The organism is Pseudoalteromonas luteoviolacea, assembly GCF_001696455.1.
Classification (GTDB): Bacteria; Pseudomonadota; Gammaproteobacteria; order Enterobacterales; family Alteromonadaceae; genus Pseudoalteromonas; species Pseudoalteromonas luteoviolacea_C.
Map to the genome: position 1 here is coordinate 378,963 of NZ_MAUJ01000001.1, position 15,633 is coordinate 394,595.

The following is a 15,633-nucleotide window of genomic DNA, read 5'->3' on the forward strand; positions in this document are numbered from 1 at the left end:
ATATTCAAGAGTAATTTGGTATGGTTTTTAGTAAAAGCAAGCCGCATTAGACATGAAAAACTTAACACGGCTTGCCGGTTTATTGGGTAGCGTTAAGTGCTACTTCGTACTTGTGGTTTTAATATGGAAGCTGTCCACCATTATTGATGAAAGTTACATATTCTTGCCAAAGATCGTCAACGCCTCTTCCTAAAATACTGTTAAATGCAGCGTCAAATGACCAAGTATAGTTACCAAGATCTTTGGCTGTCTTGTTAAATTTGTACAGGAATTCAGGGTCATGTGTGACTCTGACATAATGTAAGAAAAACCCTGTAGTTGTGTAGCCACCTAACCATTTTTTTGGATCGGTAACGTTAGGCTGTCTTGTTTTATGGAAGCCTTCTCCGATCCGAACCGCATCGGCAAGCCCCTCTGTATATGCCCAAAATGCCTTTCCATCTCCATAACTATCGTGCGTTAACGGCGAATTATTATAGCCATGCGTTACTTCATGAAAGAGGATGCCATCAATTTCATCTTTAATTGCCGCATCAGAGTTGCCATTGTCACGGTAAAGTTTAGCTAAGTGTGTGGTGCTCACAACAATCGTCATTTCACCAGAGCCATCTTGCCCCATTTTATATGCAACAAATTCATTGCCCCAGTGATCTTTTGCTCTCAGTTCAAACCTAAGGTTTCTAAACCTATTTGATTCTACAGGGTCGCGATAAAGGATCTTGGCAACATCGACACAGCGATTCGCCATATGTCCAGAGGGATCAGAAATGATGCGCTTAAACAGAATGGATCCTTGAGTTTGCGGGTCTACGTCAACAAAGTCGACTTGCGGTTTTTTCCACTCACCATCCGGTGGTGTTGTCACTTGCTCTTGGATGTTGATGGTATAACTTGTATTGCTGTATGCGTACACAGAAACATAAAGATCATTGCCCTGTAAATTACATGATTCAGTAGCGGTAGGTGATGTGCTGCTACAGTCAAAGTTTTGTGTTGTCGGCTGAGCGCCTAATCGCATATATAAGTCTGCATCACCCGACCCGCTGGTGGTTGCAGTTACCTTGTTTGCCGCATTAAAAGGGCCAAAGTGTTGCCATTGGCGCGCATTTAATGAATTGGTCTGTGTGATAGGTAATGCATTTGGTGGGGTGACTATGTCAGAACCAAACATCTCGATCTCAGCTAGCTGTAAATGTTAGCACCATGGTTTGCTGTCACGTTTAAACGAACAAATTTAAATATTTGCGGGTTAGACACATTGAATTGTTTGGTTTGATAGCGCGCGCCGAATGACTGGTTATTGCGGGTATCTAATGTGAGCCAATTAATGCCATCAGACGAGCCTTGTAACTGCCAGTCTTGAGGATCTCGACTGGGGGCGTCATTGGCTGATGTGATGGTGTAGCTTGTGACTCGCTGCGGTTGGCTGAATTGGTGGCTGATCCAACCTGACGGGGAAAATGTGAGCCATTTACTGTACTGGTCATTATCAAATGCTTTGGTACGGCCTTCGAAAGTACCATTTTCACCAGAAGCCGATATGGCATTTGGGTTTGCTGATGTGAGATCTGTATTAGCATATGCCGAAATAGATATAGAAGCAGCTATTATGCACGCGAGCTTTGTGTATTTTAAAACGTTATGTGTATGTCTTTGATTCATGTTTATGCAACCTTGTATCGTTCCAAAAATAATTTGGTTTAAATTTATGTTCCAATCTTATTTGTTTTACTGAATGTTAATATTCAGGGGTGTTGCCACTGTTTTATTAATTGGAACGTTTTAATAATTGGTCGTAAAACGTACTTTGTCAAAGGTTTTTTACATAGGGTTAACGATTTTCTCTTTTCTTAGTCTGGTAAATAAACAGATTGTTGGGTTTTTAGATACGTTTTTTTATTGGATTATGCTGGGAGCTTCGCTGAATAATAAGGTGTAAAATATTGAAAAATATCGCTATAATTTTTCTCAATATGTTTATTTTGCAGGTGTATAAAATAAACTATTTTCTCAACGAGATGTTTAAAAAAACATCTAACGAATTGTGGGTACATACAAACTAAGAGGGCAAAACAGGATGCAGTATCAAATTGAACTAGGTACGTTAGAGGAGTTGCTTGAGATAGAACAACAGATCCCAGAGTTTGATAACCCTAAAGTTAAAGATGTGATAGTTGAGCGCCTGCATAATTGTGCATCATTGTTGCTGGTGGCAAAAATCGATGGAAAGCCAGTTGCCTACAAGTTGGGGTACGAGTGTGCTGTAAATCATTTTTATAGCTGGTTAGGTGCGGTTATACCAGAATATCGTGGTGTAGGGATTGCACAATCATTACTGAATGAGCAAGAGAAGTGGTGCCAAGAACATGGGTATCATAGCATTTCGGTTAAATCTATGAATAGGTTCAGATCCATGCTGATGATGCTTTTAAAAAATAACTATCGCATTATTGCCTGTAGTCCATTGAGTGATGGTACAGATTGTAAAATCAAATTTCTAAAGCACTTAAATTAGAAGGCCTTGTGTTTGTTCTCGGCCTCTTAATTTAGTTGGTCACCATTAGTTGTTTTTTGGGGCCTGCGATGTTGAGTGTTTGGCTTCAAAATATCTGTCCAGATAAAGCGCTAAGAAAATAATTACGCTGCCAATGGCCAGTTTTGTGAGGTTCGTGTCTTTGCCCCAAATAACCAAATTAACCAAAATCCCAGCAGGGACCAGCACATTATTCATTGCTGCCAATGCACCAACTGATACCAAAGTGGCGCCTTTGTTCCAAAGGAAATATCCGAGCCCTGAAGCAACTAAACCTAAATAAAGTAGGATCCCCCATTGCAGTTGGTTTGTAGGGAGTTTGTTACTGTCGCCGAATAATAGAAAGCCTGCGCCTGTGATGATCAGTGCACCAATGAAGAAAAAGCCAAAACAACTGTGTTGTGATATGGATGAATGTTGAATGAGTCGTTTGTAGAGCACTTGCCCAAGTGCGAAGCATAAGTTGGCACCTTGCACTAAACACAGTCCAGTCCAAAAGTGCTCATTGATTTGCTCATAGCGAATAGTGATAGCACCCAAAGTTGCGATGAGTGCGACGAGTATATGATGCGCTTGAAAGCGTTTATCCATTAAATCATTAATCAAGGCAATGTAAACAGGGGTCATTACTGTAAATAACAATACCTCAGGGACGCTAAGGTATAAAAATGAATGGTAATAAAACCCATACATAGCACCGATTTGAATGGCACCTATCAGCATGAGGCATAAAGCGGTTTGTAATGGGACCTGACGGACCTTTATAAATGGCAAAAAGATTAGCGTGGCGATAAGTACACGGCTCATTGCAGCAAACCAAGAATCAACTTGGCCCGCTAAATAAACACCGATAAGACTGAAAGAAAATGCCCACAGAGCGGTAACAATAGATAAATGTAGCATAGAGAATTACTGATTTTTTCGGCCATTTTATGCGTAATACGGGATGAAATCGATAGAAACTTTATCATGGAGATGAAGGGTTAGCGGTAAAGCTTAAGACTACCAGTAATTGAATGTTCGAAAATAACGAACTAAATGACCATTATAATATGATTTTAATTTACTACCCAATGGTTACAATGAAGTCGTTTTCACATTTATCCCTTTCATGATTACCCATGATGTGTTAAAGGCCGCCATTCCCAGGCGGCCTTTTTATTTTGTGCTTTTTTACCTGCCCTGGTCGCTTTTCGTTAAAGTGAAGCAGCTAAAATTTTTGCATTTCTATACTTTTATTTAGCGTATTCAGATTATATTTGAACCCAGCGTCTAAACGCGGTTTACCTCACCCTAGTTTTGCATTTTAATTGGGTTCCGTTCATCTTGCGCTAAACTTGGTACGTGCATAGTCCCCGATAATTGTTGTGCGTATAAGTACAACCTGCAGTTCACAGTATCTTATTAGGAGAAAAATTATGAAATATATGCTGAAAGTATCTGTGCTTTGGTTTGCGGCTGTATTGACTGGGTGTGCATCGATGGGAGCCGGCGATAATGCGCAAAAGCGTTCCGATATTATAAAAATGAAAAATGAAACGCTCTCTCAATTATATTCAGAAAAGCCTGATACCCGAGCGCAGCTAAGGTCGGCCGTGGGTTATGCTGTATTCTCTAATGCCAACGTTAATCTACTGCTTGTATCAGCGGGCACAGGCTATGGTGTGGTGCACAATAACAAAACGGGCAACTTTACCTACATGAATATGGCCGAGGGGGGCGTTGGATTGGGGTTGGGCGTCAAAGACTACCGATTGGTTTTAGTCTTTCATACGCAAAAAGCGTTAGACAAATTTGTAGAGCATGGTTGGACTTTTGGTGGTAATGCAGATGCCGCTGCAAAAGCCTCAGAAAAGGGAGCGTCGGTTCAAGGCGAGCTTTATTATGGCGATATGTCAGTGTATACGATGACGAAAAGTGGTTTAGCGTTGCAAGCAACAATTAAAGGTACTAAATTCTGGCGTGATAGCGATTTAAATTAGTCGCTAAATTCAAGGGAAAGAATATACTTTGTATAAGTGTTTATCGAATTTTATTTGTGCACTTTATGAGTTTTTCTAACTTGTTTGGTGCATGAGTATTCGCTATAAACAAAGTTATATATTTAATTATTTATGGGGGACGTATGTTTAAGGATATTGATGACCTCAGCGATAGTTCAGTTTTAATAGTAGAAGACTCCTCACTTACGCAGAAAGTGTTGAGTGCCTGTTTGGATGGTTTGTGCAAAGTTGACTGTGTTTTTTCGGCTGAGGATGCCATAAAGCACTGCCTAGACAATCCACCTGACCTGATTCTAATGGACTGGATACTTGAGGGAATGACGGGTTTAGAGGCGTGTAAAAAAATTCAAGCGATGGATGAGCTCAATGATATCCCTATCATTTTTGTCACTTCAAATACCAATGAAAATCAGCAAGAGTTGTGTTGGGATGCTGGCGCCGTTGACTTCTTAGGCAAACCGATAGTTGCCAGAACTTTGGTAAATAGGGTCCGCACGCACCTCAAGTACAAAAGACAGACGGATATTCTCAAACAGTACTCCTTCTTTGATGGTCTAACCGAAGTTTTCAATCGGCGTTATTTCGATATGGAATGTCAGAGATTGTTTAAACAAAACTTACGCCAGCAGCAGAGTCTGTCGGTGATTATGTTGGATATCGATTACTTTAAGTTTTTCAATGATCATTACGGCCATTTGCAAGGCGATGATGCGCTAAAAGCTGTCGCTAAAGTCGCTGTACAAATGGTGAATAGGCCCCTTGATAGTGTATTCAGGTATGGAGGGGAAGAGTTTGCTGTGTTGTTGCCAAATACTGATAGAGAGGGCGCTCAGAAAATAGCGAATGCCATCGTTGGGGCTATAAAAGGCTTAGAAATTCCCCACAGCAAGTCGCGATTTGATGTTGTCACTGTCAGTGCAGGTGTCGCGGTGGGCAAATATGGCCATTACGACAACGTGGAAGAGTTGATAAAGACCGCTGACCAAGCGCTTTATCAAGCCAAAGATAACGGTCGAAACCAGTCATTTTTGTTGGATGAAAAATAAATTCTGATGTGTGCTCGATTAAGTTGAGCACACATCAAATTCAATACACCTACATATTGAAAAGCAAAGCAGACACTGCCAATAGGCCAACCGCAAGTACAAAGTAAGTGCTGAGTTTGCCTTTGTATTTTTGTAATGCAGGCACTTTGTAAATTGCAACCGTTGGCATTACGAACAAAATCAAAGCGATAATCGGCCCCGATATTGCGCCCATCATGTCTAAAATACTTGGATTGATGACCGCGCAAATCCAGATAGAAATAAACATCAACACGACCCCAAGCTTGTCAGCGGCTTTAAGGGAGATGCTTGTTTGCTTGGTGACTAGACCATTGAAGCTTTCTCTTGCACCTAAAAAATGTCCTAAAAATGAAGAGGTGATTGCTATAAATGCGACCAGAGGTCCTAATGTTTCAATAAAAGGGTTGTTGTAAACATTGGCCAAATAAGATAGTACAGATACATTCGCTTGCTTCGCTTCTGCCATTTGCTCAGGTGTCAGTGAAAAAATACAAGAGAATACAAACAACAATACAAACGCAATCAGCATCAAAGCAGTATTACGTAAAATGGCTTCAGACTTAAGGATTGCTTCAGATTTATAGTGACGGCGCTGTGTGTTCGCGAAGCTTGAAATTGCCGCTGCGTGGCTAAATGAAAAAACAATGATGGGGACTGACAACCAAAGCGTTTCGCTTAGCGAGCCAATATCAGGCGCAGAAACCGCAGGAAGCTGCCAATTAGGGATAAGGTAAAGTGATAAAAACAGGAGTACAGCGACTAATGGATATACCAAAATAGCAAATGCGCGAAGCAAAAGCTTTTCTCCACCTAGCATGATGGCAATCATACCCGCAACTAATACGCCTGAAAGTAAAACCCTCGGCAGAGACTCCATGCCCAATTGATTGACCATGAAACTGTCTACAGTGTTGGTTAAGCCCACACCATAAATGAGCAAAATTGGGAAAATAGAAAAAAAGTAAAGAAGAGAAATCAGTCTACCGCTCGTTGCCCCAAAGTGCTCCTCAACGACATCGGTAAAATCAGAATCACTGTTTTTAGAAGACAGCACAAACCTTGCTAAGCCTCGGTGTGCAAGGTAAGTCATTGGGAAAGCTAATACCGCCATAATGAGTAGAGGCCAAAATCCACCAATACCGATGTTGATCGGTAAAAACAATATGCCGGCCCCAACTGCGGTGCCGAACAGGCTCAGTACCCAATTGGTATCATGCTGGGTCCAGCGAGCATGCCCTTCTGGCATCATACTGCGGGCATCTCCTGCTTGTGAATTACTCATACTTGTTGTCCTATGTTTTCTTTTTAATCGGGCGGATGATATAGAAATTCACTTAATGATGCATGTTTATTCGGTTTGATTGACTGAAAAGTAGGCTCGTTAGGGTATTTGTGGTTAATGAGTGTTCACAAATTGCATTCTGGATAGCCAGATACGGCTTAATTTAAAGCCGTATCTGATGGAAGGTAACTTGATTGTTGCTATACCAACCTGACTTGCTTAATTAATGTTTCGTCTTCTTCGTCAGTGGTAGAGATGTGCTCAGCAACTAGGTGGGTTTGCTCTCCCTCTACAAAAAGTTTCATGATGCCAAAGTTGTTTTGTGTACCGAAGGCCAGTCGCTCGAACGTGGTCAAAACATCACAGCCACTGAGTGCGCCCTTGGCACAGGAAATGGCTTTGCTGACAAATGGTGCCGGTTTTCTAGTGACTCCGCTGGCTGTGAATTGGTAGACCGTACCGCTATTTGAACGACGTTTTAGCTTGAAAGAAGCTGCGCAGTGCACGTCACCAGACAAGAAGACCACGGGGATCTGGTGCTTTTGCGAGGCGTTAAACGCTAGATCAAGTAACTCATTGCGTTCTTGATGATTGGCTTCATGATCCCACTCGTCTCTAAAATCGTCTTTATAGGAACCCAAATCAGCCATGTTGACAACCGTGCAACTCCAATGCACAACGGGGACCGGAGAAACGATAAAGATGGCTTTTGCAGTGCTGGGGATATTTTCAAACCAGTGGGATAAACGTGAGAATTGACTGGACCCCAATAGATCATAGCCTGCTGGGTTCTGAAATTTGTGATGACCGCGTTGGTCCAAAACATAAAAGCTGGCAAGGTTATGTGTAAAGCTGTAGTCCCACTGACTATTGGCCAATGAAGTATGTGGCAGAGTAGGTGTCGTAGGGTTGTGGCTGTGTTGGTACTCGTGGTAGACCTGCGCAGCAGCATGAAACATGGCATGTGCAATAAATAGGTTAAATTCACTATCTTCCCACTCAAATAGGGTGTCTAGTTTATCACTCAGTTCATCTTCAGTAAGTGAACCCCAACCGTCCATAATTTCATGATCGTCCCAAATCATATAGGTGGGGAAAGAGCGCACTAATTTTTGAAAATGTGCAGATTGCCAATACAGGCGATAGATAAACCGATAAAAGTAGCTGAGTGCTTTAATCAAGCCTGCTTGGTCCTGTGCTTCGAAATATGGCTTTAACTGCTCTTTGTTATTGGTGACCCATCGCCATACATCGAATTCTTTCGTGCTTGAGTCAACATAGACTTGGTCCCCTCCCGCAATAACGAAATCGCCATTTAGCTCATTGAGTCGGTTATGTATATCGAGAAAAATATCTTCAGGGCCATGGCCCTTTTTGTAGGGGTCATGGCAGCTAAAAAAGCCAAAAACGAGAGATTTGGCATTGGTTTGTTGTGTCTTAAAGGTGGCTGGTATTTCATAACCACTGCGCCATTGGCGGCGAGCTGGCACTGAGCGATCTGCGATGAGGGCTACCCAATATCGTGTACTGGGCTGCAAATTTTGAAATTCTACGCAATCAGTGCGATCAGTAGTGTCATCTAAGGTGACGGAGGACACCTTGCTAAAACCTATTTGCAAAGCGGAATAGGTATCTGATGCGTCGATGTTTATTTCATCTGGCTGAATTGGCGTGTCACTTAATACGATGTAATGTTTGCCTCGGTGTTTACTTCTAACCCATACTTTTGCCGTTGAATAGGATACATGACCAATTATGATTGCGTCATTTAAGCAGCTGACCAGTTTTTCTGAGTCGAAAGCATGGCGTAATTGCATACTCATTTGAACCTGTCCTTGATAATAAGAATTAAGTATTTATAACGGTAGTAAGCGAAAGAACAATTTGCAAATGAACGCTTGGAACACCCTCATCCCTTAATATTTTGCTATACAATCGCTGTGAGTTATTCTGCTCGTAAGTAATTATTATTTAGTTCATAATTGATGACTTTCTTCATAAAATTAGACATTTAGGCATCGGCTCCTTAAATAAAAAAAGCGTTACTGATAATATAAAAACAGGATTCATGAGAGTTTGAGCTTGCACGATAATGTGCAGGCAATTTTAGACTAGTAGTAGGAGCCTATGCTTTATTATCTTTTTGTATTCACATTACTGTGGTTTTGCTTTTTATTATTTAAAAAAACCACCTCTTTTTTAGATTAGTTTTTAGTTAACTAATTTGTGGGTTAATACTCAAGTGTTGACCTGCTTAACTCAAATCAGCATTTCAATGCTTTAAAAAGCAAACTCCACCTCTTTTTCATTTTCGCTCGGGTGCACACTATTGAGTGGTACTTCACGGCATGGCATTTCGCTTGCTTATTTTGTTTGTATACAATATATTTTGTTCGGTCGAATGAGCCAACACCTGTGTGTTCATCATTAATTTATGAAGGGTGAAATCGTTGAACGTCAATTATCAATTAAGAAAGACCAAGTTACTTCAATCGCTGAAGCAACACCAAGCGGACATGATGATCATATCTAATCGTCAAAACATCCGTTATCTCACTGGGTTCAGTGGGAATGCCGCGACTTTACTGATGTCCCAAGATGCTTCCTATTTAATAACAGACTATCGTTATTTTGAACGCGCATGTGCAGAAACAAGCGATATTGAAGTGGTACAACGGGATAGAGACGCAGAGAGGTTAGGGCAGTGCATTGCGCGCTGTTTACCAAGTTGCGAATCTGTTGCCTTCGAAGCCGCGCATTTTAGTGTAGAGCAATGGCGCTTGGTTGCCGCTGATTTACCTTATCAAAATTTATTTGGTGTTGTCGGTTGCGTTGAATCGTTGCGTGAAGTTAAAGACGAATTAGAGATTTCTTACATTCAGCGCGCCGCTCAAATTGCAGATGAATCTCTGGGTGAAATGTTGTCGCTTGTTAGAGAAGGCGTGCAAGAGCGTGATTTAGCTCTCGAGCTTGACTACAAAATGCGCAGCAAAGGTTCTGAAGGGATATCATTTGATACCATTTTATTGTTTGGGGAGCGCAGTGCATTACCGCATGGCAATCCGAGTAATCGACGCCTGAAACTAGGTGATCTGTTGTTAGTGGATTTTGGTGCGGTTGTAAATGGATATCGGTCAGATATGACGCGCACATATGTATTCGGTAAGCCAACAGCTAAGCAAACTTCCATATTTAATACCGTTCAGCACGCACAGCAACGCGCACTAGAAAGCGTGAAGCAGGGAATTGATTGCAACAGTTTGAATCAGGTCGCACATCAAGTCTTGGCGAACAGTCCATACGCACAATTTGCAGGTGAAGGTCTTGGTCATAGTTTAGGGCTAGATTTACACGAGCAGCCATTTATCAAACCCAATGTCCCAAACATACTACAAGCAGGCAATGTTATTACGATGGAGCCTGGTATTTATATTCCTGAGTTTGGTGGCGTTCGCCTCGAAGAAGATATTGTCGTGACGGAACATGGCCATCAGTGCCTAACGAAAGCTCCTCAGACGTTTGAATTATAAGGACTATGTCTATGCAACAGATTAACCGCGCTCAAGTAAAGCAAGCGCTGAGTTTTGATAAATTAATACCCGCATTGCAGCAGGGGTTTGCAAGTAATGCAGGAATGCCAATGCGGCAAGTTTTTGAGTTAGATGAAAACCCGAATAATTATGATGCTTTTGCGGTTTTACCCGCTTGGAATCACGAAGTAATAGGCGTGAAGGCGTTTACCTACTTCCCTGATAATTTTAAGCAGGATAAAGCCAGCCTTTACTCCAAAATTATGCTGTTCTCGAGAGGGACTGGGGAGCCATTAGCACTGGTTGATGGCACAGAAGTTACGCTATGGCGCACCGCTGCGGTATCTGCACTGGCAGCATCTTATTTGGCGAAACAAGATGCAAAACACCTTGTATTTTTTGGTTCTGGCAACTTAGCTCCGTTTATGATGAGTGCACACTTGAGTGTTCGAGCGTATAAAAAGGTTACGGTAATTGCGAGGAACCAAGACAAAGCACAAACGCTCATTTCTTTAATGTCTGCTCAGTTTCCTCAAGTTGAGTTTACGCTTAGCAGTGTGAGTGAGGAGGTTATTCGAACTGCGGATGTAATTAGTTGCGCAACAGGAAGTCATTCACCGTTGTTTGATGGCAACTGGGTATCACAAGGCACCCATATTGATTTAATTGGCAATCACCATAAGCAGTATAGAGAATGTGATACGCGAATCGTTACCCGAAGCTCTGTATTTGTTGATAGCCGTGCAAATGTACTAAATGAAGCGGGCGAATTGCTTATTCCAATCGCAGAAAACGTGTTCAGTGCAGAGCAGGTCAAAGCGGAATTAACCGAATTGGCCAAAAGCAACACGAGTCAGCGTGCATCTCAAAGTGAGATCACTTTATTTAAATCAGTAGGGACGGCACTGAGTGACTTGGTGACTGCAAAACTCGTTTATGACTTGGTTCAAGAATAAAGCGAAATGCCAACTATGCAAAGTGCTTGAGGTGAGTGTTGTGCATGACAAGCGATTGTGTAATACGCTTGTCTGTCATCAAGCACATTTACTCATCACCTATCAATATGGTGATGAAGTTTGCAGTAATAAGGTTCTCTACGATGAGTCATTTTTTGAGAAATCGAGAGACGCAGAGCAACTCCATATACTGGCAGATGACAAAATGATATGGCATTTGTAATCCGCCAGTTTTACAAAGCAACCGCCGCATGATTTCTATTTAGGTCACTTTGTTGCTTGCAACTTGGTGACTCCAAACGCCCAGTTTTTCTCTGGCATTAAGATTGTAGCCAATGTCAAAAGCGTCATAAAAAACTTTACACTTTCAAACATTCCCTGACTGAATTGCACAAGGAGTTGGCTTATTATTTCTTCCAACAAACAAATTGGGGAAAAACATGAAACAACTTATCGCAGCATCGCTTCTAGCCGTATTAGCAACAGGATGTGCACACCACAACAATGTAAGACCGGCTGAAGATGGCAGACATTATGTCAATTTAACTGCTGAAACCAGAGAAAAAGCGGCAGAAGAGGCCATTGATCAAGCCAATTATTTCTGCGAAGAAAAGAGCAATAATCAAGCATATGTCATCAACGAGCAGCTCACTTATATGGGTTCAATGCCTGAAGAAGAATATTTACGTAACAGAAACGTGGCAAATGCGGTTGAAGCGGCGGGTGCTGGGATGGCAATATTTGGTCGCAACTCGGTCGATGACTTAGGCGCTGCGATGATGATTGGCGGCGGTATTGCAGAAGATTCTATGGGCGAACCTTATCAAATCAATATGTCTTTTAGCTGTAGATAAAAATGAATTTTCAAAGAGGCGCATAGCGTATAGTGATATACGCTATGCGCTTTTTATTTAGAGCTTAATGTGCTGCTTTAGCATAATGGGCTCGCCGTCCACATCTAGCGTCGCGGTAACCTCTAAAATGCCGTTTGCCAATTGAGGTAGGCGCGGTAATTTAGGTTGCCATGTACGATTTTCATAGGGAGCAATTTCAACTTGCTCTTGCCAAAGTAACGGCTGACTGATTGGCGATTGGTAAGGCAGAAACTTAACGTTCAACTTACCTGTTGTCGCACCAGAGTATGGCCCTGACAATACAATCTCAAGTTGCTGATGACGTAGACCTGCGTTTAGGTAAACCCCGTCAAAGCGTTGAGATTGAACATCGATTGCACCTGTTTGAGCAAGCCCTTGCCAGTTTAATTGATAAGTATATTGCGTTGCATTGACGGGGAGTTCAATTCGGGTTTTTCCGGAAGAAACAGTATGGCTCTTAGTAATACCATTTTGAGTCAGTGCAAGCTGCGCATCATGCTTACTCGGATTTACAACTTGCAAGAATGGTGTCTGGGCATCGTATCTTGGGTAGAGGTCTATCCCGCTAAGTGTGGTTACATCTGGCGCATCAAGTTGTGTATGCCAAGTACCTATTAAAGTTTCAAGCTGAGTGGAAAGTGCGCCGTGAAGGCTGGCGTCAGGAAGCTTATTAAATGCTTGGCTTAGCTTTGCTCTACACCCTTTGAGCTGAGATAGGTAAGTTTCACACGTATTAAAAGCGCGCAGTGCAAGTGCCGCATCTTGATATTGCCAAGGATTTGGTGAATCTGATGAGCGCTTTTGTACTTGCTTTGTATGCCCGTAAATGTATGGCGTTAAAGTGTGATTCATAGCATTACCTAAAACAGATAATTGTTGTAGATTTAGTTTTTGGCTGATCAGCTCAGGGAGTTCAAATTTAACATGGTGGGTGTGTTCGGCCGTATTGATCGAAACGTTAAGGGTGTTACCTTGTTGCTGCAAGTTGAGAGCAAGTTGATGATGTGACGCTATTGCCTCAACGATATCAAGAGGTAAAGAAACAAATTGCTTTGGTAAGTCATAACCGACAAACTGCAAGGTGAGTTTATTGCCATTTTCTACCAATAACGCCAGTAATTTATCTTGGCTAAAATCGGCGTCTTTTACTAAGCCCAAACGCTTTTTTTGACTTGCTGTAGAGAGCTCTGTAAGTAACCCTAACCCCAATTGGCCTCGGGTTACCTGTTCAGGCTCAAAATCAATGAGGGCGCTGAGCGTATCAGGTTTCACAGGAGCAATCAAAGGGTGAGCAAGTGGTGCGGGAAAGTCAAGCTTTACTTGTTCACTGCTGTTGTTTGCCAGTATATCCAAACGATGCAAGACATCCCTTTTATCGCTGCGCAAAAAATACCCAGCACCGTTTTGCTCCCAAGGGCCTTTTACGATGTAAAAGCTCGGCTGTGAAGATTGAATAAATTGCGCAAATTGTGACTCAAGCGCTTGCCAATCTGGAAAAGTCGCTTTGAGTAATCTATTGGCAGTTGGCAATGTTTGCTCTGAATCAGGGTTAGCATCCATGAGAGTACGCAAATATCGTTTGAAGTAATGGTATCTAGTTGGATCGCTGAGTAAAAAGTGAACGATAAAAAAGTTTAACCCTCGTTTTAACTTAGGGTCGTCATTTATTTGCTCAAAGCTTGGTTGGTTGTCTTCGTGATACTGCTTTAACCCCAGAGTTAGATAGTTCATCGGGGCCCTATCAAACACCATGACATTCAATTGTTTTAGCATGGGATCGTAAGTATGGCTGGCGATAGCATCGGCCATGCCTTCGGTGATCCAGTTTGGCGCCCAAGTCGAGTGCCCATTTAAAGCCATGTGAAAAGCATGCATGGTCTCATGGATCACAATATATCTTTGATGGTGTTGGCGATGGCTTGGGAAACTGTACCCTGCGCGGTTGTAAAACATCGTTTCTCCGCCAGCGTGCGTGTGTACACCGCGTAAGAAACCATCGTCTAACATTGCCTCGCGTACCCGGTCGCGAGAACTGCCATACACGACGGCAATACGTTGATTTTCTATATTGCTGGGTTCCATGCCAAACAGCTCAACATAGTGAGGGTATGACATCTCCAAAAGCTCGAGGTATAAATATACCTTGTCTTCAGGTAAATCGCTTTTCAGCGCAAAGTGCTTACTCACCCACCAATTATAGCCTCGGCTATTGGTTATTTTACCATCGCTAAAGGTGCGAGGGATCTGCTTGCCAACAAATTGGATATCAATGTGATTCAGCGTACTCACTCGACCTGATACGTCGATATCAACTTGCATCTGGGCAGGTGATTTAATACTCGGTACGGGTTTGGTTGCGGAGGTCATTGCGCACCCTGATAAGAGGGTTGCAAAACATAAGCCTAAACAAGTTTTATACATATTAAGATCTCATTCTCTTTTATGTATATTGTATACAATAATTGCAGAGTAAATCCAAGGTATTTTCGATGTGACGTATGCGGTGACTTGGCAATGTGACTGGTGAGAAACTGAATGATGTTGAACTTTTTCAAATTCAGGTAAACTTTTTTGTCATGATTTAAACCTTTTTTTAATACGCTGCGTCTTAACTCAAAAATACAATGCTAAAGGATGGTTACATGAAAGCTAAATTAATGGTGGCGATGGCTCTAAGCTTTGCTTGGGCAGTATCTGCACAGCAATATTACTCGAGTGATTTTAAGTTTGTGAAAAGTTCGGTTTTATCTCTACCGGTTGAGGATGTAAAACGTTTTAAAATTGATGCTGGGGCGGGGAGCCTTTCTATAATCGGTACTGACACAGATGAGATACAGGTTAAAGCGGATATTTATCAATCTGAGGGGAGTTCTGATTATTGCTTGGGCTTAGAGGAAAATAGTGGCTTTGCTGAGTTAAAAGCGAACGTCTGTCATACAGGTGCTAATTACACTCTGGTCCATCTTTCAATCACTTTGCCCAGTGAACTTCTGACGGACATTAAAGATGGCTCAGGGTCAATTAAAGCACATGATGTGAGTATTGGTTCAATTGATGATGAATCAGGCTCAATTGCACTTCATGGCAATTTAACCGCGCTACAGATTGAAGATGGCTCGGGAAAAATTGAAGTACTTGGCAACAAAGGAAAGGTGTTAATTGAGGATGGCTCTGGCAAAATCTATGTCGAAAACGTTGAAGGTGACGTGAAAGTTAAAGACGGTTCAGGTAATGTCGTTATAGAAAATGTCGCTGGGAAAGTAGCCGTACAGGATGGTAGCGGCAATATAACCGTGCGAGGCGCTGAAGCATTTAAATTACTCGGGGATGGCTCAGGTAATGTGAAGCTTTATGATGTTAAAAGCGAATAAAAAATAACGTAGACCT

14 protein-coding genes are annotated in these 15,633 nt (G+C 42.0%); 8 read left to right on the top strand and 6 right to left on the bottom strand.

Translation table 11 applies throughout. The annotated features are described in order from the left end of the window. Nucleotides 1-118: 118 nt before the first annotated feature. Nucleotides 119-1,171 carry a basic secretory protein-like protein gene (locus A7985_RS01600; protein ID WP_256096632.1) on the bottom strand — a complete coding sequence of 351 codons (1,053 nt, stop codon included), beginning with the start codon at nt 1,169-1,171 and terminating at the stop codon, nt 119-121. Nucleotides 1,172-1,182: 11 nt separating this feature from the next. Further along, entirely contained in the window at nt 1,183-1,662 is a 480-nt protein-coding gene (locus A7985_RS26790) for a discoidin domain-containing protein (RefSeq protein ID WP_256096633.1), read from the bottom strand. 415 nt (nt 1,663-2,077) lie between these two features. On the opposite strand from A7985_RS26790, the gene A7985_RS01605 reads away from it, so the two are divergent. After that, nucleotides 2,078-2,515, top strand: coding sequence for a GNAT family N-acetyltransferase (locus A7985_RS01605; RefSeq protein ID WP_065788692.1), 438 nt, complete (start codon nt 2,078-2,080; stop codon nt 2,513-2,515). A 45-nt stretch (nt 2,516-2,560) separates the two neighbouring features. Here A7985_RS01605 and A7985_RS01610 read toward each other — a convergent pair whose 3' ends face one another. Then, complete coding sequence (locus tag A7985_RS01610; protein ID WP_065788693.1) at nt 2,561-3,436, bottom strand: carboxylate/amino acid/amine transporter; 876 nt, start codon at nt 3,434-3,436, stop codon at nt 2,561-2,563. Between the two features lie 515 nt (nt 3,437-3,951). Here A7985_RS01610 and A7985_RS01615 point away from each other — a divergent pair. Further along, nucleotides 3,952-4,515: a YSC84-related protein gene (locus tag A7985_RS01615; protein ID WP_247684653.1), complete on the top strand. Its 564-nt coding sequence runs from the start codon at nt 3,952-3,954 to the stop codon at nt 4,513-4,515. A gap of 143 nt (nt 4,516-4,658) precedes the next feature. After that, complete coding sequence (locus A7985_RS01620) at nt 4,659-5,582, top strand: diguanylate cyclase domain-containing protein (protein WP_065788694.1); 924 nt, start codon at nt 4,659-4,661, stop codon at nt 5,580-5,582. Between the two features lie 49 nt (nt 5,583-5,631). Here A7985_RS01620 and A7985_RS01625 read toward each other — a convergent pair whose 3' ends face one another. Then, a complete protein-coding gene (locus tag A7985_RS01625; protein WP_065788695.1) occupies nt 5,632-6,885 on the bottom strand; it encodes an aromatic amino acid transport family protein in 1,254 nt (417 codons plus the stop codon). Nucleotides 6,886-7,085: 200 nt separating this feature from the next. Continuing rightward, complete coding sequence (locus A7985_RS01630; protein ID WP_065788696.1) at nt 7,086-8,708, bottom strand: alkaline phosphatase D family protein; 1,623 nt, start codon at nt 8,706-8,708, stop codon at nt 7,086-7,088. A 627-nt stretch (nt 8,709-9,335) separates the two neighbouring features. Here A7985_RS01630 and A7985_RS01635 point away from each other — a divergent pair. The 4 genes from A7985_RS01635 (at nt 9,336) to A7985_RS01650 (ending at nt 12,225) form a co-directional block, all read left to right on the top strand. Next, the gene (locus tag A7985_RS01635; protein WP_065788697.1) at nt 9,336-10,415 is read left to right on the top strand and encodes a M24 family metallopeptidase; all 1,080 of its coding nucleotides are present in this window, start codon (nt 9,336-9,338) and stop codon (nt 10,413-10,415) included. 11 nt (nt 10,416-10,426) lie between these two features. Beyond that, nucleotides 10,427-11,371: an ornithine cyclodeaminase family protein gene (locus A7985_RS01640; RefSeq protein ID WP_065788698.1), complete on the top strand. Its 945-nt coding sequence runs from the start codon at nt 10,427-10,429 to the stop codon at nt 11,369-11,371. 40 nt (nt 11,372-11,411) lie between these two features. Further along, nucleotides 11,412-11,594, top strand: coding sequence for a hypothetical protein (locus A7985_RS01645; RefSeq protein WP_141685246.1), 183 nt, complete (start codon nt 11,412-11,414; stop codon nt 11,592-11,594). A gap of 217 nt (nt 11,595-11,811) precedes the next feature. Further along, a complete protein-coding gene (locus tag A7985_RS01650) occupies nt 11,812-12,225 on the top strand; it encodes a hypothetical protein (protein ID WP_065788700.1) in 414 nt (137 codons plus the stop codon). A 57-nt stretch (nt 12,226-12,282) separates the two neighbouring features. Here A7985_RS01650 and A7985_RS01655 read toward each other — a convergent pair whose 3' ends face one another. Further along, nucleotides 12,283-14,613: a hypothetical protein gene (locus A7985_RS01655; RefSeq protein ID WP_256096634.1), complete on the bottom strand. Its 2,331-nt coding sequence runs from the start codon at nt 14,611-14,613 to the stop codon at nt 12,283-12,285. A 275-nt stretch (nt 14,614-14,888) separates the two neighbouring features. On the opposite strand from A7985_RS01655, the gene A7985_RS01660 reads away from it, so the two are divergent. Next, nucleotides 14,889-15,617 (top strand): hypothetical protein, encoded by a 729-nt coding sequence (locus A7985_RS01660; protein ID WP_065788702.1) that lies wholly within the window; start codon nt 14,889-14,891, stop codon nt 15,615-15,617. Nucleotides 15,618-15,633 lie beyond the last annotated feature (16 nt).

Excerpts from the sequence above, each read along its gene's own strand:
- A7985_RS01600 (WP_256096632.1), bottom strand. The coding sequence starts at position 1,171 with ATGTTTGGTTCTGACATAGTCACCCCACCAAATGCATTACCTATCACA.
- A7985_RS26790 (WP_256096633.1), bottom strand. The coding sequence starts at position 1,662 with ATGAATCAAAGACATACACATAACGTTTTAAAATACACAAAGCTCGCG.
- A7985_RS01605 (WP_065788692.1), top strand. The coding sequence starts at position 2,078 with ATGCAGTATCAAATTGAACTAGGTACGTTAGAGGAGTTGCTTGAGATA.
- A7985_RS01610 (WP_065788693.1), bottom strand. The coding sequence starts at position 3,436 with ATGCTACATTTATCTATTGTTACCGCTCTGTGGGCATTTTCTTTCAGT.
- A7985_RS01615 (WP_247684653.1), top strand. The coding sequence starts at position 3,952 with ATGAAATATATGCTGAAAGTATCTGTGCTTTGGTTTGCGGCTGTATTG.
- A7985_RS01620 (WP_065788694.1), top strand. The coding sequence starts at position 4,659 with ATGTTTAAGGATATTGATGACCTCAGCGATAGTTCAGTTTTAATAGTA.
- A7985_RS01625 (WP_065788695.1), bottom strand. The coding sequence starts at position 6,885 with ATGAGTAATTCACAAGCAGGAGATGCCCGCAGTATGATGCCAGAAGGG.
- A7985_RS01630 (WP_065788696.1), bottom strand. The coding sequence starts at position 8,708 with ATGAGTATGCAATTACGCCATGCTTTCGACTCAGAAAAACTGGTCAGC.
- A7985_RS01640 (WP_065788698.1), top strand. The coding sequence starts at position 10,427 with ATGCAACAGATTAACCGCGCTCAAGTAAAGCAAGCGCTGAGTTTTGAT.
- A7985_RS01650 (WP_065788700.1), top strand. The coding sequence starts at position 11,812 with ATGAAACAACTTATCGCAGCATCGCTTCTAGCCGTATTAGCAACAGGA.
- A7985_RS01655 (WP_256096634.1), bottom strand. The coding sequence starts at position 14,613 with ATGACCTCCGCAACCAAACCCGTACCGAGTATTAAATCACCTGCCCAG.
- A7985_RS01660 (WP_065788702.1), top strand. The coding sequence starts at position 14,889 with ATGAAAGCTAAATTAATGGTGGCGATGGCTCTAAGCTTTGCTTGGGCA.